This window comes from Microbacterium sp. HSID17254 (assembly GCF_003989315.1).
Classification (GTDB): Bacteria; Actinomycetota; Actinomycetes; order Actinomycetales; family Microbacteriaceae; genus Microbacterium.
The window spans coordinates 22,290-44,915 of the sequence record NZ_RBLT01000018.1 but is presented as its reverse complement, the minus strand read 5'-3'; the positions used below and the strand labels follow the sequence as shown (position 1 = coordinate 44,915).

Below are 22,626 nucleotides of genomic sequence, written 5' to 3'. Positions count from 1 at the left end.
GTCAGAGTCCTTCGGCGAGCGGTCCCAGTGCGAGCACGGGGAAGTAGGTGAGGGCCGTCACGACGACGGTCACGGTGAGGAGCAGGCCGGCGAACTGCGGCCGGTGGGTGGGGAGCGTGCCGGTCGTGGCCGGCACCCGCTCCTGCGCGGCGAACGATCCCGCGAGGGCCAGCACGAGCACGATCGGGAGGAAGCGCCCGAGCAGCATCGCGACGCCCAGGGCGGTGTTGAACCACGGGGTGTTCGCGGTGAGCCCGGCGAACGCGGAGCCGTTGTTGTTCGCGGCGGAGGTGAACGCGTAGAGCACCTCGCCCATGCCGTGCACGCCCGGGTTGAGGATGCTCGTGGACTCCACGTCCTCGCGGATGCCGGGGATCGCGAAGCTCAGGGCCGTGCCGCCGAGGACGAGCACCGGGACGACAAGGATGTAGAGGCTCGCGAGAGTCATCTCCCGCGGGCCGATGCGCTTCCCGAGCCACTCCGGGGTCCGTCCGACGAGCAGCCCGCCGACGAAGACCGCGACGATCGCGAGCACGAGCATCCCGTAGAGACCGGAGCCGACGCCGCCCGGAGCGACCTCGCCGAGCATCATGTTCAGCATCGGCATCATGCCGCCGAGCGCGGTGTACGAGTCGTGCATCGAGTTCACGGCCCCGGTCGAGGTGAGGGTGCTCGCGCTGCCGAAGAGGGTCGAGCCGAGGATGCCGAAGCGCTGCTCCTTGCCCTCCATCGCAGCCCCGGCGAGTTCGGGCGCGGCGCCACGTCCCGCCAGCTCCAGGGCCGAGAGTGCGGCGAGCGAGGCGAGGAACAGGGTGCCCATGACCGCGACGATCGCGTACCCCTGCCGGTGGTCGCCGACCAGTCGGCCGAACGTGCGGGGGAGGGCGAACGGGATCACCAGGATCAGCAGCACCTCGAGAAGGTTCGTCCACCCGGTCGGATTCTCGAAGGGGTGGGCGGAGTTGGCGTTGAAGAAGCCGCCGCCGTTGGTGCCGAGCAGCTTGATGGCCTCTTGCGACGCGACCGGACCGCCGGGGATCATCTGCGTGCCGCCGGAGACCGTGGCGACCTCGGTGAAGCCGTTCACGTTCTGGATCACGCCGCCCGCGAGCAGGGCCACCGCGCCGATCAGGGCGAGCGGGAGCAGCAGTCGCCCCAGGCCACGGGTGAGGTCGACCCAGAAGTTGCCGATCGTCGCGGAGCCACGGCGCGCGAGACCGCGGATCAGGGCGATGGCGATGGTGAGGCCGACGGCGGCGGAGACGAAGTTCTGCACCGTGAGGCCAGCGAGCTGCACCGTGTAGCCCATGGTCTGCTCGGGCGAGTACGACTGCCAGTTGGTGTTCGCGACGAAGGACGCGGCGGTGTTGAACGCGAGTCCCTCGGGCACGGCGGGCAGGCCGAGCGACGCGGGGAGGAAGGCCTGGAGCCGCTGCAGCCCGTAGACGAGCAGGAGGCCGACGAGCGAGAACAGCAGGACGCTGCGGGCGTAGGCGCGCCAGGTCTGCTCGGAGCGGGGGTCGACGCCGATCACCCGGTAGAGCCCGCGCTCGATGCGCAGGTCGCGTCCGGAGGTGTAGACGTGCGCGATGTAGTCGCCGAGGGGGCGGTAGAGGAGCACGAGCACGACCACGACGGCCGTGATCTGGAGGACGCCGTACAGGACCGTCGCGTCCATCAGAAGCGCTCCGGGGCGACGAGCGCCACGACCAGGTAGACGACCGCGGCGACGGCGAGGACCGCGGCGAGGATCTCGAAGACGATCATGCGCGGTCCACCGCCTTGGCGATGAGGGACACGAGGGCGAACAGCGCCAGGGTCAGCGCGAGGTAGATGATGTCGAGCACGTCCTCGATCCAACTGCGCCGCCCCGCCGCATCCGCCGATCCTCACGTTTCCCCTACGCCCCACCCCCGGATGCATGCGGGTTGCTCACGGACGGCCTTCGAATCGCGCACCTGGTCCCCAACCCGCCACCGATGCAGCCAGGTGCGCGATTCGAAAAGGGGGCGCCGGCCCTATGCTCACGAGGTGGGAATCAGAAGGATGCGTATCGGCGTCGGGACCGGGATCGTCGCCGGGCTCGTGGTGGTCGCGCTCGTGTGCGTGCTCACCGGGTTCCTTCCGCCCACGGACGCCGGTGCGCTCGGGGAACGGATCGCGCCCGTGCTGGGGTTCGTCGTCGCGATCACGATCGTCGCCGAGCTCGCCCGTGATGCGGCGGTGTTCGACGTCGTCTCGCAGCGCCTCGCGCGGTGGGGTCGTGGCCGCGTGGTCGTGCTGTGGGCGCTGGTGGTCGTGCTCGCCGTGGTGAGCACCGTGTTCCTCTCGCTCGACACGACCGCCGTGATCGTCACCCCGGTCGTCGTCGTGCTGGCGCAGAGCATCGGCGTCTCCCCGCTGCCGTTCGCCCTGGCCACGGTCTGGCTCGCCAACACCGCGTCGCTCGCGCTGCCGGTCTCGAACCTCACCAACCTGCTCGCCGCGCCCGCGATGGGGGAAGGCCCCGGGGCGTTCATCGCCCTGAGCTGGGCGCCCACGCTCGTGGGGATCCTGGTGCCCGTCGCGATCCTCACGGTCCTGCATCGGCGCACGGTCTTCGGCACGTATGAGATGCCCGAGCCTCGTCGACCCGCCGATCCGACGCTGTTCTGGAGCGCCACCGGCATCCTCGTCGTGCTGATGCCGCTGCTCGCGCTGACCCCCGACGTGTGGATCCCCGCCACGGTCGCGGCTCTCGCGTTGATCGCGCTGTTCGCCGTCCGCCGCCGCCACGCCCTGCGGCTCTCCCTCTTCCCGTGGCAGGCGCTCGCGCTCGCCGCGTCGTTGTTCGTCCTGGTCGAGACCGCGCACGCGCAGGGATTGCTCGACTTCCTGACCTCGCCCACCGCGAACGGCGACTCTCTCGGCGACCTGTTCCGGCTCGCGGCGCTCGGGGCCGTGAGCGCGAACGCGATCAACAACCTCCCCGCCTACCTCGTGCTCGAACCCGCGGCAGGGGACCCGATCGCCCTGATGGCCCTGCTGATCGGCGTGAACCTCGGTCCGCTCATCACGCCGTGGGCCTCGCTCGCGACACTCCTCTGGCACCATCGCGTGACGGCGCTCGGGGTCGAGATCCGCTGGGGTCGCTTCGCGCTCTGGGGGGCCGTCGCCGCGGTACCCACCGTCGTCCTCGCCACGCTGGCCCTGGCAGCCTCCTGACCCCGTTTCGAATCGCGCGCTTTGCTGCACATCCGGCCGAGATGGAGCACAGTGCGCGATTCGAACGGGGGTCAGACGCGGCGCATCTCGGCGGCCAGGGCGGGGTGGACCGCGTCGAACCGAGCGGCGATGCGCTCGCGCACCTCGGGAGCCTTGTTCTGGCTGAGCTTGGCACGCGCGTCGAACCGGGTGACCCGGAGCCGCAGGCCCACCGTGCCCTTCGCCGCCCGCCGGGTGCCGGGCTCGTCCTCCGCGAGGCTCCGCCCGTGGGGCTGCCCACCCTCGAAGTAGTCGGTGAGCCGGGTGAGCATGGCGTAGTTCTCCTCCGCGGTGAGGATCTCGGGTGTGCCGGAGAGGTGCGCGGTGACATGGTTCCAGGTCGGCACGAGGTCCCCCGGCGCATAGAGGCTCGAGGACACGTAGTCGTGCGGCCCCTGGATGATCACCAGGATCTCGTGTCGACCGAGTTCGTGGAGCTCGTCGTCCGGACGCCCGAAGTGGCTCACCAGCACGATGTCGTCCTCGTCCTCCTCGAGCAGCACCGGGTAGTGCGAGGCGACGAGGCCGGCGGAGGCCGGTGAGACGAACGTCGCCCACGGGTGGGCGCGGATGAGGCGCTTCACCTCGTCGGGGTCGGTCATGAGGTAGCGGGGGGTGTGACGCATGGCGCCTCCTGTCGGGTGGGGGTGGGGGTGGGAGAAGAGCTGCGGGTGCGGACGGCGAGTCCGGCGCACACGACGACGGCGAGCCCGCCGAGCACCGTGGCCACACCGACGTCCTCATGGAAGAGGAAGGCGGCCCAGGTGATGCCCATGACGGGCTGGACGAGCTGGATCTGACTCACCTGTGCCATCGGGCCGATGGCGAGGCCGCGGTACCAGGCGAAGAATCCGAGGAACATGCTGACCGCGGCCAGGTAGGCGAATGCGAGCCACGCGGTCGGGCTGGCGATGGGCGGGGCGGCGACCCCGGCGGCCACGGTCACCGCGAGCATGACGGGAGCAGCGAGCACCAGGGCCCAGGAGATCGTCTGCCAGGCGCCGAGCTCGCGCGCGAGCAGGCCGCCCTCCGCGTAACCGACGGCCGCCGCGATCACGGCGCCGAACAGCTGGAGGTCGGCGGGGCGGAGGGCGCCGGGCGTGCCGTTCTGCACCGTCGCGAAGACGAGGGCCGCCGCGGACCCGAGAAGTGCGAACACCCAGAACGAGGCGGACGGGCGCTCGCGGGTGCGCAGCACGACGGCCACGGCGGTCGCGGCGGGGAGGAGGCCGATCACGACCGCCCCGTGACTCGCCGGCGTCGTGGTCATCGCGAACGACGTCAGCAACGGGAAGCCCGCGACCACACCGAGCGCGACGACCGCCAGGCGGGCCCACTGGACCGGGCTCGGCGCCTGCTGCCGCGTGACGAGGAGGACGACCGCGGCGAGCACGGCGGCGACGACCGCGCGCGCGGAGCCGATGAACAGCGGCGAGAGTCCGCCGCCGAGCGCGATCCGCGTGAACGGGAGCGTGAACGAGAAGGCGACGACGCCCAGCAGCCCCCAACCGGCACCGGCGGCGCGGGATAGCAGTGTTCCGTTCGGACGGATAACGCTACTGTGTTCTTTCATGAGTCAGGATAGCACCGCGCGGATCGTGGCCGGCCTGCGGGCGTGGATCGCTACGGCCGCCCCCGGCGCCCGCCTCCCCTCCAACCGCGCGCTGACGGCCGAGTACGCCGCGAGCCCCGTGACCGTGCAGAAGGCCGTGCAGCAGCTCGTCCGCCTCGGGCTCGTGGACGCGCGACCCGGCGTCGGCACGTTCGTCCGCCCCGCGCGCACCGTCCTGCCGGCGGACTACGGCTGGCAGTCCGGAGCGCTGGGGGCCGCCGCCGTGCGCCTCGACGGTCTCTCCTCGGCGCAGCGCCCGACCTCGCCGGACGCGATCGGGCTGCACTCCGGGTATCCGGCTCCGGACCTCCTCCCCGAGCGGCTCGTCCGGCAGGCCCTCGTCCGCGCCTCCCGGACCGCGTCCGCCCTCACCCGCTCGCCCGCGGCCGGCGAGCCCGGGCTGCAGGAGTGGTTCGCAGCGGAGCTGGCCGCCGCGGCCCCGGCGGGGGTCACGGTGCCGACCGCCCGCGACGCCGTCGTCATCTCCGGGAGCCAGAGCGGACTGAGCTCGATCTTCCGGGCGGTCGTCGGCGTCGGCCGGCCGCTGCTCATCGAGTCGCCGACCTACTGGGGCGCCCTGCTCGCGGCGGAGCAGGCGGGGGTCGTGCTCGTTCCCGTCCCCTCCGGGCCGCAGGGTCCGGATCCGGACGCCGTCGACAGGGCGCTCGCCGAGACCGGAGCCCGGGCGTTCTACGCGCAGCCCACGTTCGCGAACCCCACCGGCGCGCAGTGGCCGGCGGCGACCGGGGAGGCCGTGCTCGACGCGGTCCGTCGCCACGGCGCCTTCCTCATCGAGGACGACTGGGCGCACGACCTCGGCATCGACGCCGACCCGCGCCCCGTGGCCGCCTCCGACCACGACGGCCACGTGGTGTACCTGCGCTCGCTGACGAAGAGCGTGTCGCCGTCCCTGCGGGTGGCGGCGGTGATCGCGCGCGGTCCCGCCCGGGATCGCATCCTCGCCGATCGTGCGGCGGAGTCGATGTACGTCAGCGGCCTCCTGCAGGCCGCCGCTCTCGACGTGGTGACGCAGCCCGCCTGGCGCACACACCTCCGCGGCTTCCGGGAGCAGCTGCGCTCGCGGCGCGACCTCCTCCTGTCGTGCCTGGCCGCGCAGGCGCCGACCGCGCTGGTGGAGGCCGTGCCGGTCGGCGGGCTGAACCTCTGGCTGCGGCTGCCCGACGGCACCGACGCCGCAGCCGTCGTCCGGGAGTGCGCGGCCCGCGGCCTCGTCATCGCACCAGGAAGCGAGTGGTTCCCCGCGGAGCCCTCCGGTTCCTACGTGCGGCTCAACTACGCGAGCGCCGACCCGTCCCGCTTCCCCGAGGCCGCGACGATCCTCGGCGCGGTCCTCGCCGGCTCCTGACCGCCGCCGTCAGGACTCGGACGGCGGCCCGGCGGGGCGGTGCGCCCGGCGCCCCGACACCACGACCGGCCGCCCCGCCCGCTCCTGACCGGGCAGCGGACGCGAGCGCCGGCCGTAGATGAGCTCGGACGAGTCGAGCAGCCACGGCACCAGGGTGATCGACACCCCGTGCACGAGCATGAGCTGGTTCGCGAGGCGGCGGGCGCGCCGGTTGTGCAGGAAGTTCTCCCACCAGTGCCCCACGATGTACTGCGGCAGGTAGACCGTGACGACGGAGGAGCCGTGCTTCTCGCGGTACTGCCGGATGAACTGGGTCACGGGCTGTGCGAACGAGCGGTACGGCGACTCGACGATCACGAGCGGCACCGGCACGAGGTGGTCGGTCCACTCCTGCTGCAGGCGCGCGGCGTCGTCCTGCGACACGGCCACGTGCACGGCGAGGGTCTTGTCGTGCTTGGCGGCGATCGCGTAGTCGATGGCCTTCATCACCGGCTTCTGCAGATGGTTCACGAGGACGATCGCGACGTCGCCGGAGGCGCCGAAGCGGGTGGTGTCGTCGATGGCGATCTCGTGCTCGACGTCCCGGTAATACCGCTTGACGCCGATCATGAGGAACGCGAGCACCGGGATGGCGAAGAACACGAGGTAGGCGCCGTGCGTGAACTTCGTGATCGTCACGATGACCAGTACGAGCACCGTGAGCGTCGCCCCGGCGGAGTTGATGAGCAGCCCCACGCGTGCGGAACGCCGGTCCGCGGCACCGTCTCCGTTCGGTGGGACGGGTGCCCGGAGCAGCCGTCGCCAGTGCCGCACCATGCCGATCTGGCCCAGGGAGAACGACACGAACACGCCGATGATGTAGAGCTGGATCAGCGTCGTCAACCGGGCCTGGAACACCACGAGCACGGCGATCGCGGCGATCCCGAGGAGGATCATGCCGTTGGAGAACACGAGCCGGTCGCCGCGGGTGTTCAGCGACTTCGGGGCGTAGCCGTCGCGGGCGAGCACGGCGCCGAGCAGGGGGAAGCCGTTGAAGGCGGTGTTCGCCGCGAGGAGCAGCACGCAGGCCGTGGCCGCCTGCACGATGAAGAACGGGATGCTGCCGCCGCCGAACGTGGCCGCGGCGATCTGCGCCATGAGGCTCGGCTGCGGGGTCGTGCAGTCGAAGCCGATGAGGTCGCAGGGGTTCTCGGCGTAGTGCACGCCGGCGATGAGGGCGAGGGCGGTGAGTCCGGAGAACAGGCAGATCGCGATGGTCCCCATGAGCACGAGGGTCGACTGGGCGTTGCGCACCTTCGGGGCCCGGAACGCGGGGACGCCGTTCGACACGGCCTCGACCCCGGTCAGCGCGGAGCAGCCGCTGGAGAACGCCCGGAGGATGAGCAGCAGCACGGCCGCCTGGCTGAGGCTCTCGGCCTGCACGGCGAACTCCGCGCTGGACGCGATCGGGGCGTCGCCGAGTGCCGTCCGGACGAGCCCCGTGACGATCATGATGCCGACCGAGCCGATGAACACGTACGTGGGGATCGCGAACACAAGTGACGCCTCGCGCACGCCGCGGAGGTTCACGATGATGATGAGCACGACGAAGCCGACCGCGAGCTCCACGCGGAGCGGGTCGAGCGCCGGCACCGCCGAGATGATGTTGTCCACCCCCGACGCGACCGACACGGCCACCGTGAGCACGTAGTCGACGAGGAGGGCCGCGGCCACGATCACCCCGGGGACCTCGCCGAGGTTCTTCGACGCCACCTCGTAGTCGCCGCCTCCGGAGGGGTACGCCTTGATGAGCTGCCGGTAGCTGAGCACCACCACGAGCAGCAGCACGACGACGGCCGCGGCGACGAGCGGGGTGAACGACAGGAACGTGAGGCCGCCGATGAGCAGGATCATCACGAGCTCCTGCGGGGCGTAGGCCACCGAGCTCAGCGCGTCCGAGGCGAAGATCGGCAGCGCCATGCGCTTGGGGAGGAGCTGCTCGTCGACCTGGGCGCTCGTCAGCGGGTCGCCGAGCAGGATGCGCTTGGCGCGCGGCGGCGCGTCCGGGGTCGGCCTCGTTTGTTCTGACACGTCCGGCGACACTACGCCGACCGGAGGCGCCCTCACGCGATCCTCACGGAATCCCTACGGCCCGGTGGCGCTCCCTCACGGAATCCTCACGGCCTCCCGGTATCCTTGCGTCAGTGGGGGATCAGGTCGTTCTGGGGGTCATCGCCGTGGCGATCGGCCTGGCCGCGGGCGTCGTCCTCTTCGTGCCCTTCGTCGCGATCAGCTACCGCCGCCGCGGACGCCTCTCGCTCGGCCGCACGCTGCTCTGGCTCGCGGCGCTCGTCTACTTCTGGGCCATCTGGACGTACACGCTGCTGCCGCTGCCCGATCCGGACGCCATCCGCTGCGTGGGGGCGATCACCGACCCGATGTCCGTCGTGCGCGATGTGCAGAAGGCGTTCGCGGCGCCGGGCAACCCGCTGCGCCAGCCCGCCCTGCTCCAGCTCGTGTTCAACGTGCTGCTGTTCGTCCCGCTCGGGGCGTTCCTCCGCGTGCTGGGCGGCCGCGGCCTCCCGACCGCGCTCGTCGCCGGCTTCGGGTTCTCGCTGCTCGTGGAGACCACGCAGCTCACCGGTGTCTGGGGTCTGTACCCGTGCGCCTACCGCTTCTTCGACGTCGGCGACCTGATGACGAACACGACCGGAGCCGTGCTCGGCTCGGTGCTCGCTCTCGTGGTGCCCCGGTCGCTGCGCGGCCTGCAGGCGCGGGCGGATGCCGACGAGCCGCGCCCGGTCACCCGGGGTCGCCGCGCGCTGGCGATGCTGTGCGACGGACTCGCGAACGGGTTCGTCGTGCTCGCCGGGGGCGTCGCGGTGCAGCTCTGGCTCGAGTACGTCGTGCAGGACCGCCAGGCCGTGCTCGACGGCACGCTCGCCGGCACGGTGAGCACGGCGGTCGCCTGTGCGCTGTGGCTCGTGGTCATCCTCGTCACCGGCCGCTCGGTGGGAGACCTCGCCGTGCAGCTGCGCTACACCGGGTCGCCACTGCCGGCCGCGCTCGCCCGGCTGCTGCGCTGGGCGGGCGGCATCGGCGGACTCACGGCTCTCGGGATGCTCGGCGGGGTGTTCGACGCGCTCTCCTCGGTGCTGATCCTCGTCGCGGTCGTGCTGCTGTTCACCACCCGTCAGGGGCGCGGCCTCCCCGGTCTTCTCTCCGGCCAGCACCTCGAGGACGCCCGCGTCGCGCTCTCGAATCCACAGGGGTTTCCGATCACGGATCGATAACGTCGTCCCCATGAGCGTGATCCCCGTCGACGAGCACCTGATCTCCGAGGCGAAGGAGCTCCGCGACCAGCTGCAGCGCTTCCTCCGCGAGTACGAGTTCGGGATGCGCGAGGTGGAGACGAAGATCTCGATCCTCCGCGACGAGTTCACCCACGATCACGCGTACAACCCCATCGAGCACGTGAAGAGCCGGCTGAAGTCGCCGGACAGCATCGTCGAGAAGATCGCCAGGAAGGGCATCGACGACCCCGACTTCGACCGTATCCGTGCCGAGATCACCGACATCGCCGGAGTGCGGGTGACGTGCAGCTTCGTCGCGGACGTCTACCGGCTGTTCGATCTGCTGACCGCGCAGGACGACGTGAGCGTCCGCACGGTGAAGGACTACATCGCGAACCCGAAGCCGAACGGGTACAAGAGCCTGCACGCCATCATCGAGGTCCCCGTCTTCCTCTCGACGGGCGCGCTGTCCGTGCCGGTCGAGGTGCAGTTCCGCACCATCGCGATGGACTTCTGGGCGAGCCTGGAGCACAAGATCTACTACAAGTTCTCCAACCAGGTGCCCGCGCACCTCGTCGACAGTCTCAGCGACGCCGCCGACGCCGCCGCCGAACTCGACACCCGCATGGAGCGGCTGCACCGCGAGGCACATGGCGTGCCGCAGCGGCAGCTCGCGCCGCCCCCTCCGCCCGCGCCGGGGATCGTCGAGGTCTGAGCAGCCCGACCCGCGTCAGGCCAGGAACTCGCGGGCGGCGGCGGACATCGCCGTGACCCCGACCTCGATCGTCGGATGGATCTCCGGCGCGAAGAACGGCGAGTGGTTCGTGGGGATGTCCTTCTCCACGGTGCCCGCGGCGACGGCCTCGGCGAACCGGGCGGGGTCGACGCCGCCCCAGAACCAGAACACGAGCGGCACCTCGGCGTCGCGGGCGAACCACGAGACGTCCTCGCTGCCGGTGAACATGCCGGGGTCGACGACGGCCGACTCCCCGAGCGCCCGACGCAGCGCCGCCGAGACCCGCGCCGTGGCCTCCTCGTCGTTGATCGTGGCGGGGAGCGTGTGCTGCGTGTGGATCTCCGGCTCGCGCTCCGCGCCGGAGGCCATCGCCTCGGCGCGCACGATCCGCTCGACGCTCGCCAGCACCTTCTCCCGCACGTCCTCATTCGGGTAGCGGAGGCTGAGCTCGAGCTTCGCCTCGGCCGGGATGATGTTGTTCTTGAGTCCGGCGTGGATCGAGCCGACCGTCACCACGGCCACGCCCTGCGGGTCGATCTCGCGCGAGGCGATCGTCTGCAGGCGCATCACGGTCGCGGCCGCCATCACGACCGGGTCGATCGTGGCGTGCGGGCGGGAGCCGTGGCCGCCGCGGCCGTGCAGGGTGACGGTCAGACCGTCCGACGCGGCCATCTGGGTGCCGCTGCGCACGCCGATGATTCCGGCGGGCAGCGGGGTGACGTGCTGACCGAGCACCACGTCGGGCTTCGGGTAGCGGTCGAGCAGGCCGTCGTCGAGCATCGCCCTGGCGCCGGCGCCGTACTCCTCGGCGGGCTGGATGAGCACGACGAGGGTGCCCGACCACTCCGCGCGCGTGGCCACGAGCTTCTCGACGGCGCCGATCATCGCGGTGACGTGCATGTCGTGGCCGCACGCGTGCATGACGGGAACAGTCGTGCCTGCGGGGTCGACGCCTCTCGCGGTGCTCGCATATGCGAGGCCCGTCTGCTCCTCGACCGGGAGCGCGTCCATATCGGCGCGCACCCACACCACCGGCCGCGGGAACTCCTCATCCTGGGTCCCTGAGCCTGTCGAAGGGTTGCGAAGAACCCCGACCACGCCGGTCACCCCGACGCCTTCTTCGACCTCGAGGCCCAGGTCGCGCAGGTGCTGGGCGGCGATGCCGGCGGTGCGCGTCTCCTGGAACGAGAGCTCGGGGTGCTGATGCAGGTCGATGTAGAGCGCTTCGAGGTCGATCGTCATGGCCCGAGCCTAGCCGGGTGTGCGCCGAGACCCCGGCGTTCCGCCGAGACCCCGGCTTCGCCGCGCCGGGAGGGCGGGGTCTCGACGGGAACGCGGGGTCTCGGCAGGGTCAGTGCACGTAGGTCGGCAGTTCGGGTCCGGGACGCAGCACGGCGTTCACGATCGCCTGGATCGCGAACTCGCTCGTCTCGCCGAGTTCGATCACCTCGGGGTGCAGGAGCCACTGGAGCTGCAGGCCGTCCATCACGGCGAGGATGGCGGCCGACGCGGCGGCGATGGTCGCGGGTTCGGTCACGCCCTCCTGCGCGCAGAGCTCGCCGAACGCCGCCGTCACCTCTCGGCGCAGGGTCGTGTAGCGCTCCTCGAAGTACTCGCGACCGGGGTGGTCGTCGGTCACCGACTCGGAGGACAGGACCGTGTAGGCCTGCACGATGCCCGGCCGCTTCTCGTTGGCGAACGCCGTGCGGACGAGGTGGAGGAACAGCTCCGGTCCGTCGGGGATGTGCTTCTCGGCGAGGTCGGCCACGTCGGCCTGGTCGCGGTAGGCGAGCACCTCGAGGAGGAGCTTCTGCTTCGAGCCGAAGTGATGCAGCACGCCCGCGTGCGTGATGCCGACCTGCTCGGCGACGTCGGCGAGCGTGCCGTTCGTGGAGCCCTTGTTGCCGAAGATCTCCACGGCCGCCTTGAGGATCTGCTCGCGCTTCTCCCGCGTGGCCGGGCGCACCCGGACAGCGTGCACGTCGTCCGTCATGAACCCACCTCCCTCGTCCCGCTCTGCTTGCCAACCAACTTACTCCTCGGTAACCTCTCCACAGCTTACTTTCTCGACAGTAAGCAAAAGCGGCGGTCGGAGGCGATCCGTCGGCCGCCACGCCGCACAAGGACCCGTGCCCAAGGAGAAGCAATGAAGCTCACGAAAACCCTGATCGCCGCCAGCGCGGTCGCCGTCCTGGGCGTCTCGGCGCTCGCCGGATGCTCGGCGGGCGGTGGTTCCGGCGATGACGCCGGTTCCGCCTCCCTCACCATCGCGAAGCCCGACGGTGCGATCACCACCGAGTCGAACAACCCGTTCGTCGGCGACTCCGCCGCGTCGAAGTACGGCTATGCCAAGGTCGTGTTCGAGACCCTCGCGCTGGTGAACCAGACCGGCGACCGCGGTGTCACGCCGTGGCTCGCCGAGAGCCTCGAGTGGAACGACGACTACACGCAGCTCACGGTCGTCCCTCGCGCGGACGTCACCTGGAGCGACGGCGAGCCGTTCACGGCCGAGGACATCGTCTTCTCCTTCGAGACCGCCTCGATCCCCGCCCTCGACACGGCCGGCCTCAAGTTCGAGGGCGCCGAGGTCGACGGCGACACGGTCGTGCTGAGCTTCGGCGACTCCAAGTACGTCAACCAGGCCCGCGTGCTGCACGTGCCCATCGTCCCCAAGCACATCTGGGAGAACTTCGACGACCCGGCCACCGACCCCGTCACGGGTGACGACCTCGTCGGCACCGGCCCCTACGCGATGGCGAACTGGTCGACCGAGTCGGTCACGCTCGACGCGCGCGACGACTACTGGGGCGGCGACCTCGCCGTGCCGGAGCTGCACTACGTCTCGTACGGCGACAACACCGCCCTCACCACGGCCCTCGCGAACGGCGACGCCGACTGGGCGCAGGCGTTCATCCCGCAGATCGAGGAGCAGTTCCTCTCGGCCGACCCCGAGCACAACAAGTTCCTCGCCTCCCCGACCACCGGCTCCGCCACGCTGTTCATGAACCTGCAGCAGAAGCCGTTCGACGACCCCGCCTTCCGTCAGGCGCTCGCCTGGGTGATCGACCGCGACGCCTACGTCGACATCGCACGCGAGGGTGCCAGCGAGGCCGTCTGGTCGGTCACGGGGCTGTCGTCGATCCTCGAGGACGAGATCCAGCCCGAGTTCCAGGGCGTGGACTACAAGGTCGACGCCGAGAAGGCGCGTGACCTGCTGGAGACCGCCGGGTACACCTGGAAGGACGACGCCCTGATCGACCCCGACGGCACGCCCGTCTCGTTCACGCTCTCCGTCCCGTCCGGCTGGAGCGACTGGAACACGGCGCAGGAGCTCATCGCCGAGGACGTGAAGGACAGCATCGGCGCCGAGGTCAAGATCGACATGCCCGACTGGGGCGGCTGGGCCGACCCCCGCGACAACGGCACGTTCTCCGCGATCATCCACTGGCTGGAGGACAGCGGCACGGCGTACGGCCTGTACACGTCGACCATGGACCCGCGCTGGATCTCGCCCGAGGGCAAGGCCGGCTTCAACTTCGGCCGCTTCGACGACCCGGAGGCGACCGCCGCACTGAACACCTACGCCAACGCCTCGTCCGACGAGGAGCGCACCGCCGCGATCGACACGCTGCAGACGATCTTCTCGGAGCAGGTGCCGGCCATCCCGCTGGGCGCCCACCCGCTGCTCGGCGAGTTCAACACGCGCAACTACGTCGGCTGGCCGTCGGAGACCGACACGTACGCGTCCGCCGACCCGACGCAGCCGAACATCGTGCAGATCCTCACGAAGCTGAAGCCCGCCGAGTAGGACTTCGACAGGCTCAGCCACCCACGGCGGGGCTTCGACAGGCTCAGCCACCCATCTGGGTCCCTGAGCCTGTCGAAGGGCCCGCCCCCCACGAAGGACACCCCCATGCCAGATCCCCTGCTCACCGTGCGCGACTTCTCCGTCGTGTACGACGTCGATCCACCCGTCGAGGCGGTGAAGAACGTGACACTCGAACTGCAGCGCGGCGAGATCCTGGGCCTCGCCGGGGAGAGCGGATGCGGCAAGACCACGCTCGCCTACGGGGTGCAGCGCCTGCTGCGTGCTCCGGCCGTCATCACCGGCGGCAGCGTGACCTTCCACGACGCGACCGGCATCGACATCGACATCAACGCGCTGGACGTCGACGCGATGCAGCGATTCCGCTGGGACAAGGTGTCGATGGTGTTCCAGGGCGCGATGAACGCCCTCAACCCCGTGGCCACGATCGGCTCCCAGTTGGAGGACGTGTTCGAGATCCACCGCCCCGACATGAACCGCAGGCAGCGGCGTGCCGAGGCCGAGGAACTGCTCGAGATCGTCAAGGTCGGCCGTCAGCGCGTGCGCTCCTTCCCGCACGAGCTCTCCGGCGGCATGCGCCAGCGCGTCATGATCGCCATGGCCCTGGCGCTGCGTCCCCAGCTGATGGTCATGGACGAGCCGACGACCGCGCTCGACGTGCTGGTGCAGCGGGAGATCCTCAAGCAGATCTCCCAGCTGCGGCACGAGTTCGGCTTCTCGGTGATCTTCATCACCCACGACCTGCCGCTTCTGCTGGAGATCAGCGACCGGATCGCGATCATGCGCGAAGGAGAGATCATCGAGCTCGACACGGCGGAGCGCATCTGGACCCAGCCGGAGCACGAGTACACGAAGACGCTGCTGTCGTCGTTCCCCCGGCTCACCGGGGAGAGAGGGGTGCTGGTGCGATGACCACCCTCGAATTCCGCCATGTCACGAAGGCGTACAACGTCCGAGGCGCCGGGCAGATCAAAGCCCTCGACGACGTGAGCTTCACCCTGACGTCGGGCCAAACGATCGGCCTGGTCGGCCAGTCCGGCAGCGGCAAGTCCACGATCGCGAAGATCCTCACCCAGCTCGAGACCCCGACCAGCGGCGAGGTGCTGCTCGACGGCACGCCGATCCCGCGCCGCGGCAAGGGCCTGCGAAGGTATCGCCAGCAGCTGCGGATGGTGTTCCAGGACCCGTTCGCCTCGCTCAACCCGTACCACTCCATCCGCTACCACCTGGAGCGTCCGCTCCGCCTCGACGACGTGGTGCCGAGGAAGGAGACCGAGAACGAGGTGCGTCGGCTCCTCGACCGGGTGCGCCTCGATGCGGACGCGGTGATCGACCGCCGCCCCCACGAGCTGTCGGGCGGTCAGCGGCAGCGCGTGGCCATCGCGCGCGCCCTGGCCTCGCGTCCCTCGCTCCTCGTCGCCGACGAGCCGGTGTCGATGCTCGACGTCTCGATCCGGCTCGGCGTGCTGAACCTGCTCGCCGACTTGCAGCGCGAAGAGGGACTCGGTGTGCTCTACATCACGCACGACCTGGCGACCGCCCGGCACTTCAGCGACGAGATCATGGTCCTCAACCAGGGGCGCGTGGTCGAGTACGGCACCGCCGACGACGTGATCCTCAACCCGCAGGATCCGTACACCCGCGAGCTGCGCGCGGCCTCTCCTGATCCGGAGAAGCACTTCGCCGCGGCGGCATCGAACGGAGGCGCGCTGTGAGCTCCGCTCTCCCCCAGCTCGACGACAACGACCTCATCGCCCGCGATGCCCTGGAGGTCGGCACCACGGCGACCAGGGCAGAGCGCACCAGGCGGCCGGTGCCGTGGCGCTTCTTCGCCGGTCGCGCGGCGTTCTACCTGTTCACGCTGTGGGCGGCGATCACGATCAACTTCTTCCTGCCCCGCCTCATGAAGGGCGACGCGGTCAGCTCGTACCTCGCGCGCAACCGCACCGTGAGCCCCGAGGCGGCGGAGGCCCTGCGCGTGCTCCTCGGCATCGACACCGACAAGTCCATCTGGCAGCAGTACCTCGAGTACTGGGGGATGCTGCTGCGCGGCGACCTCGGCATCTCGACCCTGCACGGTCTGCGGCCGGTCGCCGAGGTGCTCGCCGCCGCCCTGCCCTGGACGCTCGGACTGGTCGGCATCGCGACCGTCATCTCGTTCGCGATCGGCACGCTGCTCGGAGCCGTCGTCGGGTGGAAGCGCGGCAGCAAGCTCGACGCGATCATCCCGGTGACGACGTTCTTCAACACGATCCCGTACTTCTGGCTGGGACTCATCGCCATCGCGATCTTCTCCTCGACCCTGAAGTGGTTCCCCTCATCGCACGCCTACGACAAGGGGCAGTCGCCGGAATGGAGCCTCGACTTCATCGGCCAGGTGATCATGCACGGCACGCTCCCGGCTCTGACCATCGTGGTCGCCTCGCTCGGCGGGTGGGTGCTCGGCATGCGCAACATGATGCTGACGGTGCTCGACGACGACTACATCACGGTCGCGCAGGCGAAGGGCATGCCCAACAAGCGCGTGCTCTGGGGCTACGCCGCCCGCAACGCGGTGCTGCCGCAGATCCAGAGCTTCGCGCTGTCGATCGGCTTCATCGTCGGCGGCACGATCGTCATGGAGATGGTGTTCAGCTATCCGGGTGTCGGCAAGCTGCTGCTCGACGCGACCAACGCCAAGGACTTCGCCCTCATGCAGGGCGTGTTCCTCGTGATCACGCTGTCGGTGCTCGTGGCCAACATCCTCGCTGATGTCGTCTACGCCTACCTCGACCCGCGCACGCGCCAGATGGAGTCCTGACATGACCGTCCCCACCACCGCAGCGAACACAGCGCCGGACGGATCGGCCGTCGTCTCCGGCATGCCCGAGACCGCCACGCTGCGCACCCCGCCGGCCGGGACGCCGCCCCGCAAGACCTTCTGGTCGCAGCTCGCGCAGGCGTTCGCGATGTTCCGCAACCCCAAGTCGATCGCCGGCCTCCTCATCCTCGGGGCGTTCGTGCTCATCGCGATCTTCGCCCCGTGGATCGCCCCGTACGGACCGACCCAGAAGGACCGCACGGCGCTGCGTCAGCCGCCATCCTGGGAGCACTGGCTGGGCACGACGCACATGGGTGAGGACGTGCTGAGCCAGATCATCTACGGCACCCGCGGGGTGATCGTCGTCGGCTTCCTCGCGGCGTTCATCGCCACGATCATCGCGATCACGATCGGTGTGATCGCCGGCTACGTGCGCGGCTGGAAGAGCGAATCGCTGTCGGCGCTGACCAACGTGTTCCTGGTGATCCCCGGCATCCCGCTGATCATCATCATCGCCTCGCAGTTCGAGAACCCGCCGCTGATCGTGATCGCCGCGGTGCTCGGGATCACCGGGTGGGCGTGGGGCGCCCGGGTGCTGCGCGCGCAGACCATGTCGTTGCGCAACCGCGACTTCATCCAGGCCGCCCGCGCGAACGGCGAGCCGCTGCGCCGCATCATCACGGTCGAGATGCTCCCGAACCTCATGGCGCTCATCGCCTCGAGCTTCGTCGGCACCGTGACGGCAGCCATCCTCGGTCTCACGACCCTGGCCTTCATCGGCGTGATCCCGGTCAGCAACCTCAACTGGGGGACCATCCTGTTCTGGGCGCAGCAGAACGGTGCCTTCCCGCGACTGTGGTGGTGGTACGTGCCGGCCGGGCTCTGCATCGCGATCATCGGCGTCGCGCTTTCGCTCATCAACTTCGGCATCGACGAGTACGTCAATCCGCGACTGCGGTCGGCCGGTGAGCGGGCCAGGGCGATGAAGAAGAAGGGGCTGAACGTGAACGACGCCGTCACGGCCGTCCGCAGCGTGCCCCTGCCGAAGAAGGCTCCCGATCCCGTATCGTCGGCGACCTCGCCGGGCGCTTCCGGCGCCACCGACTCCGCGAACACCGCGACACCGCACACGAACCAGAACACGAAGTGATGACCTCTCAGACTCTGACCACGCAACTCCCGTATCAGGACCCCGCTCTCTCGATCCCCGAACGCGTGGCCGACCTCCTCAGCCGGATGACGGTGGATGAGAAGGTCGGGCAGATGCTCCAGCTCGACGCCCGCGACGACATCGACGACCACGTGCTCCGGCGGCACGCGGGATCGATCCTGCACGCCTCGGATGAGCGTCTGCGGCGGGCTGCCGCCCTGGTCGCGCAGACCCGGCTCGGCATCCCGCTGCTCGTGGGCGAGGACTGCATCCACGGCCACTCGTTCTGGCCCGGAGGCACGATCTACCCCACGCAGCTCGGCATGGCAGCCTCCTGGGATCCGGCACTCGTCGAGCGCGTGGCGCGGGCGACGGCCGAGGAGGTCGCCGTGACCGGCATCCACTGGACGTTCTCGCCGGTGCTGTGCATCGCCCGCGACCTGCGCTGGGGGCGGGTGGGGGAGACGTTCGGGGAGGACCCGTTCCTCATCGGGGAGCTCGCTTCGGCCATGGTGCGCGGCTATCAGGGCGACGGGCTCGACGACCCCACGGCCATCCTCGCGACGGCCAAGCACTTCGCCGGCTACTCGGAGACGCAGGGCGGACGCGACGCGAGCGAGGCGGACATCTCCCCGCGCAAGCTGCGCTCCTGGTTCCTGCCGCCGTTCGAGCGGGTCGCCCGCGAGGGCTGCCGGACGTTCATGCTCGGCTACCAGACGACCGACGGGGTGCCGATCACGCTGAACGAGTGGCTGCTCAGCGACGTGCTCCGCGGCGAGTGGGGTTACACCGGCACCCTCATCACGGACTGGGACAACGTGGGCCGGATGGTGTGGGAGCAGCGGGTGCAGCCCGACCTCACCCATGCCGCGGCCGCCGCGGTGCGCGCCGGGAACGACATGGTGATGACCACGCCCGGGTTCTTCGAGGGGGCGCTGGACGCGGTCGCCCGGGGGCTGCTGCCGGAGGACGCCTTCGACGACGCGGTCTCCCGCATCCTCACGCTGAAGTTCGAACTCGGGCTCTTCGAGGACCCCCGGCTGCCCCGCGACGACGTGTCCGCCGTGGTCGGCAGCGCCGCGCACGCGGAACTCAACCTCGAGATCGCGCGCCGTTCGCTCGTGCTCCTGGAGAACGACGGCGTGCTGCCGCTGGATGCCGCGGCGCCGCTGCGGGTGGCGGTGACCGGGCCGCTCGCGGACGACGCGCAGACGCAGCTCGGCGACTGGGCCGGCGGCTCGGGTCAGGCGGGCTGGCTCGACGGACAGCCCCGCGAGATGATCACGACCGTGCTCGACGGCCTCCGTGCGGTGGACGCGTGGACGGTCACGCATGCACGCGGCGCCGACATCCTCACGCTCGCCGACGACCCCCGCGGCACGCACTTCCCGGACAACCAGCCGCGTCCTCCCGTGGTGCAGCCGTGCCCGCCGGATCCTGCGCTCATCGCGGAGGCGGTGGCCGCTGCCGAGGCCGCCGACGTCGTGGTCGCGGTGGTCGGCGATCGCATCGAGCTCGTGGGCGAAGGGCGGTCCACGGCAACGCTGGAGCTCATCGGCGGCCAGAACGCCCTGCTCGACGCGCTCATCGACACCGGGAAGCCCGTCGTCGTGGTGCTCCTCGCGTCCAAGCCGCTCGTGCTCCCGCCCTCGGTGCAGCGGGCGGCGGCGGTGGTCTGGGCCGCGAATCCGGGTATGCAGGGCGGACGGGCGCTCGCCGACATCGTCACGGGTGCCGTGGAGCCCTCGGGCCGGCTGCCCATCTCGTTCGCGCGGCACGTCGGGCAGCAGCCGACCTACTACAACCAGATCCGTGGTCAGCACGGCGACCGCTACGCCGACCTCACCCAGGCGCCCGCGTGGGCCTTCGGAGAGGGCCGGTCGTACACGACCGTGACGTACGCGGAGCTGGAGCTGGAGCAGACGGAGCTGCGCCTCGGCGCCACCGTGGTGGGGCACGTGACCGTGACGAACACGGGGGACCGGCCCGTCCGCGAGACCGTGCAGGCGTACGTGCGGGACGAGGTGACGAGCGTGAGCTGGACCGACCGCGAGCTCAAGGCCTTCCGGCAGGTCGACCTCGCGCCGGGGGAGAGTGCGCGCGTGCGGATCGAGGTCCCCGTCGCGGACTGCACGATCGTGACCGCCGCCGGCGTCCGGACCGTGGAGCCCGGCGCCTTCACGCTCCTCGTCGGCCCCAGCTCCCGCGAGGAGCACCTCCTCCCCGCCCCCTTCGAGATCTCCCGTTCCTGATTCCCCGAGACCCCGCTTTCCCGCCGAGACCCCATCGTGTCCGCGCGGCGGAGGCGGGGTCTCGGCGAGAGGTCGGGGTCTCGGCCTCGATTTGACCTCAAGTGCGCTTGAGGTTTTACGGTGGAGGGCGTGAGTGGGACAGAGAAGAAGTCGCGATGACGTATGTGATCGCGTTGCCGTGCGTCGACCTCAAGGACAAGGCGTGCATCGACGAATGCCCGGTCGACTGCATCTATGAGGGGGAGCGGTCGCTCTACATCCACCCCGACGAGTGCGTGGACTGCGGAGCGTGCGAGCCGGTGTGCCCCGTCGAGGCGATCTACTACGAGGACGACCTGCCCGACGAGTGGCAGGACTACTACAAGGCCAACGTCGAGTTCTTCGACGAGATCGGCTCGCCCGGCGGCGCCGCCCGCACCGGACTCATCCGTCACGACCACCCGCTCATCGCCGCGCTCCCGCCCCAGGAAGTGCACGAGTGACTCCGCGCATCGCCATCGTCGGCGCGGGACCCGCAGGCATCTACGCCGCCGACCTCCTCCGGGCTCAGGTGCCGGAGGCGGCCATCGACCTGTACGAGAAGCTCCCCGCTCCGTACGGCCTCGTCCGCTACGGCGTCGCCCCCGACCATCCGCGCATCCGCAAGATCATCGACGCGCTGCACGACGTGCTCCTCCAGCCCGGCATCCGGCTGCGCGCCAACGTCGAGGTCGGCGTCGATGTGACGGTCGACGAGCTCCGCCGGGCGTACGACGGCGTCGTCATCGCGACCGGAGCCGACCGTGACGTGGCGTTCGACGTGCCGGGAGCCGACCTCCCCGGATCGTTCGGCGCCGCGGATTTCGTGGCCTGGTACGACGCGCACCCCGACGTCGCGCGGGGCTGGGGCCTGGAGGCGGAGTCCGTGGCCGTGCTCGGGGCGGGCAACGTGGCCCTCGACGTCACGCGCATCCTCGCGAAGCACGCCGCGGCGCTGGAGCCGACCGACACCCCCGACCACATCCTCGACGCGCTCGCCGCGAGCCGGGTCCGCGACGTGCACCTGTTCGCCCGTCGCGGTCCGGCCGATGTGCGTTTCTCCGCTCTGGAGCTGCGCGAGCTCGGGGAGCAGCACGACGTGGAGGTGGTCGTCGATCCCGCCGACCTCGCGCTCGACGACCACGCCGCCCGCATGCTGGAGCAGTTCTCGCAGCGCCGCATCATCGTGCGCACCCTCACGGAATGGGCGCAGCGTCCGTCCACCGAAGCCTCCCGGCGCATCCACCTGCACTTCCGGCATCGACCCGTCCGCGTCCTCGGCACGGACTGTGTGGAGGGCATCGAGTTCGAGCGCACGGCCTCCGATCCGCTCGGCCGCATGATCGGCACCGGCGAGCTCGTGCGGTACGAGGTCGGCGCCGTCTACCGGGCGATCGGCTACCTCTCCTCGCCCGTGCCCGGCGTGCCGTTCGACGCGGCGCGGGGCATCGTTCCGAACGCGGAAGGACGGGTGCTCGATGCCGACGGCACGCCCGTCCCGGGTCTCTATGCGACCGGCTGGATCAAGCGCGGGCCGATCGGGCTCATCGGCTCGACCAAGTCCGACGCCGCGCAGACCGTGCAGCATCTCGTGGAGGACCTCGCCGCGACGCCGTCCGCCCGCATCGACCGCGACCCGCCCCTGGACCTCCCCGGCGTGGTGGACTGGGAGGGTTGGTTGCGCATCGACGAGGCCGAGCGCCGCGCCGGAGCCGTCCGCGGCCGGGAGCGCACGAAGCTCGTCGACCGCGCGGCCATGCGCGCCCACGCGACCCCCACCCCCATCCCTCTCGAGGAGAGCACCCGATGACCCCCGACCCGCACACCACCCCGCACCCCGCCGCTCCGGTGCCCACGCCGGTCGGGGAGGGGCTCAAGGCGGCGTTCCGCACCCACCCCGCCGGTGTCGCCATCATCACGGCGCAGGGGCCGGACGGCCCCGTCGGCCTCACGGCGTCGAGCGTGTCGTCGGTCGCGGTCGACCCGGCGGCGATCGTGTTCTCGGTGACCAGGGCGACCGGGAGCGCCGGGGCCATCCTCGGCGCCGACACCTTCGTCGTGCACCTCATCGACGACGAGCACTCCGCGCTCGCCCAGAGCTTCGCGGTGAGCGGCTCCGAGCGCTTCACGCCCGAGCAGGGCTGGACGACGCTGCCGACCGGCGAGCCGCACCTGGCGGAGGCCCGTGTCGCCCTGCGCTGCCGGGCGATCCAGACCGTGCCCGTCGGTTCGTCGACCGTGGTGATCGCCGAGGTGCTCGAGGTGCTCACCGGCCGCCCGGCCCGCCCGCTCGTCTACATCGACCGCCGATTCCACGCCCTGTCCCACGACACCGCCCTCTGACCCCGTCA

General features: G+C 70.6%; 20 protein-coding genes. 13 read left to right on the top strand and 7 right to left on the bottom strand.

Annotated elements, in window-relative coordinates:
- Nucleotide 1: 1 nt before the first annotated feature.
- Together kdpA and D8M34_RS11605 are read right to left on the bottom strand one after the other, a co-directional pair.
- The gene (gene kdpA / locus D8M34_RS11610; protein WP_126894067.1) at nt 2–1,678 is read right to left on the bottom strand and encodes a potassium-transporting ATPase subunit KdpA; all 1,677 of its coding nucleotides are present in this window, start codon (nt 1,676–1,678) and stop codon (nt 2–4) included.
- Nucleotides 1,678–1,767 carry a potassium-transporting ATPase subunit F gene (locus tag D8M34_RS11605; protein WP_036292752.1) on the bottom strand — a complete coding sequence of 30 codons (90 nt, stop codon included), beginning with the start codon at nt 1,765–1,767 and terminating at the stop codon, nt 1,678–1,680. The genes kdpA and D8M34_RS11605 overlap by 1 nt, the downstream gene beginning before the upstream one ends.
- 279 nt (nt 1,768–2,046) lie before the next feature.
- Here D8M34_RS11605 and D8M34_RS11600 point away from each other — a divergent pair, with 279 nt between their 5' ends.
- A complete protein-coding gene (locus D8M34_RS11600; RefSeq protein WP_126894091.1) occupies nt 2,047–3,204 on the top strand; it encodes an SLC13 family permease in 1,158 nt (385 codons plus the stop codon).
- A gap of 71 nt (nt 3,205–3,275) precedes the next feature.
- Here the strand turns inward: D8M34_RS11600 and D8M34_RS11595 are convergent, their stop codons facing one another.
- The gene (locus tag D8M34_RS11595) at nt 3,276–3,869 is read right to left on the bottom strand and encodes an FMN-binding negative transcriptional regulator (protein WP_126894066.1); all 594 of its coding nucleotides are present in this window, start codon (nt 3,867–3,869) and stop codon (nt 3,276–3,278) included.
- The gene (locus D8M34_RS11590) at nt 3,842–4,816 is read right to left on the bottom strand and encodes a DMT family transporter (protein ID WP_126894065.1); all 975 of its coding nucleotides are present in this window, start codon (nt 4,814–4,816) and stop codon (nt 3,842–3,844) included. The genes D8M34_RS11595 and D8M34_RS11590 overlap by 28 nt, the downstream gene beginning before the upstream one ends.
- Here D8M34_RS11590 and D8M34_RS11585 point away from each other — a divergent pair.
- Entirely contained in the window at nt 4,815–6,221 is a 1,407-nt protein-coding gene (locus tag D8M34_RS11585; protein WP_126894064.1) for an aminotransferase-like domain-containing protein, read from the top strand. The genes D8M34_RS11590 and D8M34_RS11585 overlap by 2 nt on opposite strands.
- A gap of 9 nt (nt 6,222–6,230) precedes the next feature.
- Here D8M34_RS11585 and D8M34_RS11580 read toward each other — a convergent pair whose 3' ends face one another.
- Nucleotides 6,231–8,180 carry an APC family permease gene (locus tag D8M34_RS11580; protein ID WP_396654571.1) on the bottom strand — a complete coding sequence of 650 codons (1,950 nt, stop codon included), beginning with the start codon at nt 8,178–8,180 and terminating at the stop codon, nt 6,231–6,233.
- Nucleotides 8,181–8,404: 224 nt separating this feature from the next.
- On the opposite strand from D8M34_RS11580, the gene D8M34_RS11575 reads away from it, so the two are divergent.
- Both D8M34_RS11575 and D8M34_RS11570 read left to right on the top strand, forming a co-directional pair.
- Entirely contained in the window at nt 8,405–9,493 is a 1,089-nt protein-coding gene (locus tag D8M34_RS11575) for a VanZ family protein (protein ID WP_126894063.1), read from the top strand.
- Between the two features lie 10 nt (nt 9,494–9,503).
- Nucleotides 9,504–10,208, top strand: coding sequence for a GTP pyrophosphokinase (locus tag D8M34_RS11570; protein ID WP_126894062.1), 705 nt, complete (start codon nt 9,504–9,506; stop codon nt 10,206–10,208).
- A gap of 15 nt (nt 10,209–10,223) precedes the next feature.
- Here D8M34_RS11570 and D8M34_RS11565 read toward each other — a convergent pair whose 3' ends face one another.
- The gene (locus D8M34_RS11565; protein ID WP_126894061.1) at nt 10,224–11,471 is read right to left on the bottom strand and encodes an amidohydrolase; all 1,248 of its coding nucleotides are present in this window, start codon (nt 11,469–11,471) and stop codon (nt 10,224–10,226) included.
- A 109-nt stretch (nt 11,472–11,580) separates the two neighbouring features.
- Nucleotides 11,581–12,222: a TetR/AcrR family transcriptional regulator gene (locus tag D8M34_RS11560; protein WP_126894060.1), complete on the bottom strand. Its 642-nt coding sequence runs from the start codon at nt 12,220–12,222 to the stop codon at nt 11,581–11,583.
- A gap of 153 nt (nt 12,223–12,375) precedes the next feature.
- Between D8M34_RS11560 and D8M34_RS11555 the strand changes: the two genes are divergently transcribed.
- The 9 genes from D8M34_RS11555 (at nt 12,376) to D8M34_RS11515 (ending at nt 22,618) form a co-directional block, all read left to right on the top strand.
- Nucleotides 12,376–14,037, top strand: a complete 1,662-nt coding sequence (locus D8M34_RS11555) for an ABC transporter substrate-binding protein (RefSeq protein ID WP_085604718.1) — start codon at nt 12,376–12,378, stop codon at nt 14,035–14,037.
- Between the two features lie 105 nt (nt 14,038–14,142).
- Nucleotides 14,143–14,967, top strand: a complete 825-nt coding sequence (locus tag D8M34_RS11550) for an ABC transporter ATP-binding protein (RefSeq protein WP_025104001.1) — start codon at nt 14,143–14,145, stop codon at nt 14,965–14,967.
- Entirely contained in the window at nt 14,964–15,770 is an 807-nt protein-coding gene (locus D8M34_RS11545) for an ABC transporter ATP-binding protein (RefSeq protein WP_085604721.1), read from the top strand. Before D8M34_RS11550 ends, D8M34_RS11545 begins: the two co-directional genes overlap by 4 nt.
- Nucleotides 15,767–16,855, top strand: coding sequence for an ABC transporter permease (locus D8M34_RS11540; protein ID WP_085604724.1), 1,089 nt, complete (start codon nt 15,767–15,769; stop codon nt 16,853–16,855). Before D8M34_RS11545 ends, D8M34_RS11540 begins: the two co-directional genes overlap by 4 nt.
- 1 nt (nt 16,856) lies before the next feature.
- Complete coding sequence (locus tag D8M34_RS11535; RefSeq protein WP_085604727.1) at nt 16,857–18,005, top strand: ABC transporter permease; 1,149 nt, start codon at nt 16,857–16,859, stop codon at nt 18,003–18,005.
- Complete coding sequence (locus D8M34_RS11530; protein ID WP_126894059.1) at nt 18,005–20,257, top strand: exo-beta-d-1,3/1,6-glucosidase; 2,253 nt, start codon at nt 18,005–18,007, stop codon at nt 20,255–20,257. Before D8M34_RS11535 ends, D8M34_RS11530 begins: the two co-directional genes overlap by 1 nt.
- A 155-nt stretch (nt 20,258–20,412) precedes the next feature.
- Nucleotides 20,413–20,739: a ferredoxin gene (gene fdxA, locus D8M34_RS11525; protein WP_025103996.1), complete on the top strand. Its 327-nt coding sequence runs from the start codon at nt 20,413–20,415 to the stop codon at nt 20,737–20,739.
- Nucleotides 20,736–22,085 carry an FAD-dependent oxidoreductase gene (locus D8M34_RS11520; RefSeq protein ID WP_126894058.1) on the top strand — a complete coding sequence of 450 codons (1,350 nt, stop codon included), beginning with the start codon at nt 20,736–20,738 and terminating at the stop codon, nt 22,083–22,085. The genes fdxA and D8M34_RS11520 overlap by 4 nt, the downstream gene beginning before the upstream one ends.
- Nucleotides 22,082–22,618, top strand: coding sequence for a flavin reductase family protein (locus D8M34_RS11515; RefSeq protein WP_025103994.1), 537 nt, complete (start codon nt 22,082–22,084; stop codon nt 22,616–22,618). The genes D8M34_RS11520 and D8M34_RS11515 overlap by 4 nt, the downstream gene beginning before the upstream one ends.
- The last annotated feature ends 8 nt before the right edge of the window (nt 22,619–22,626 follow it).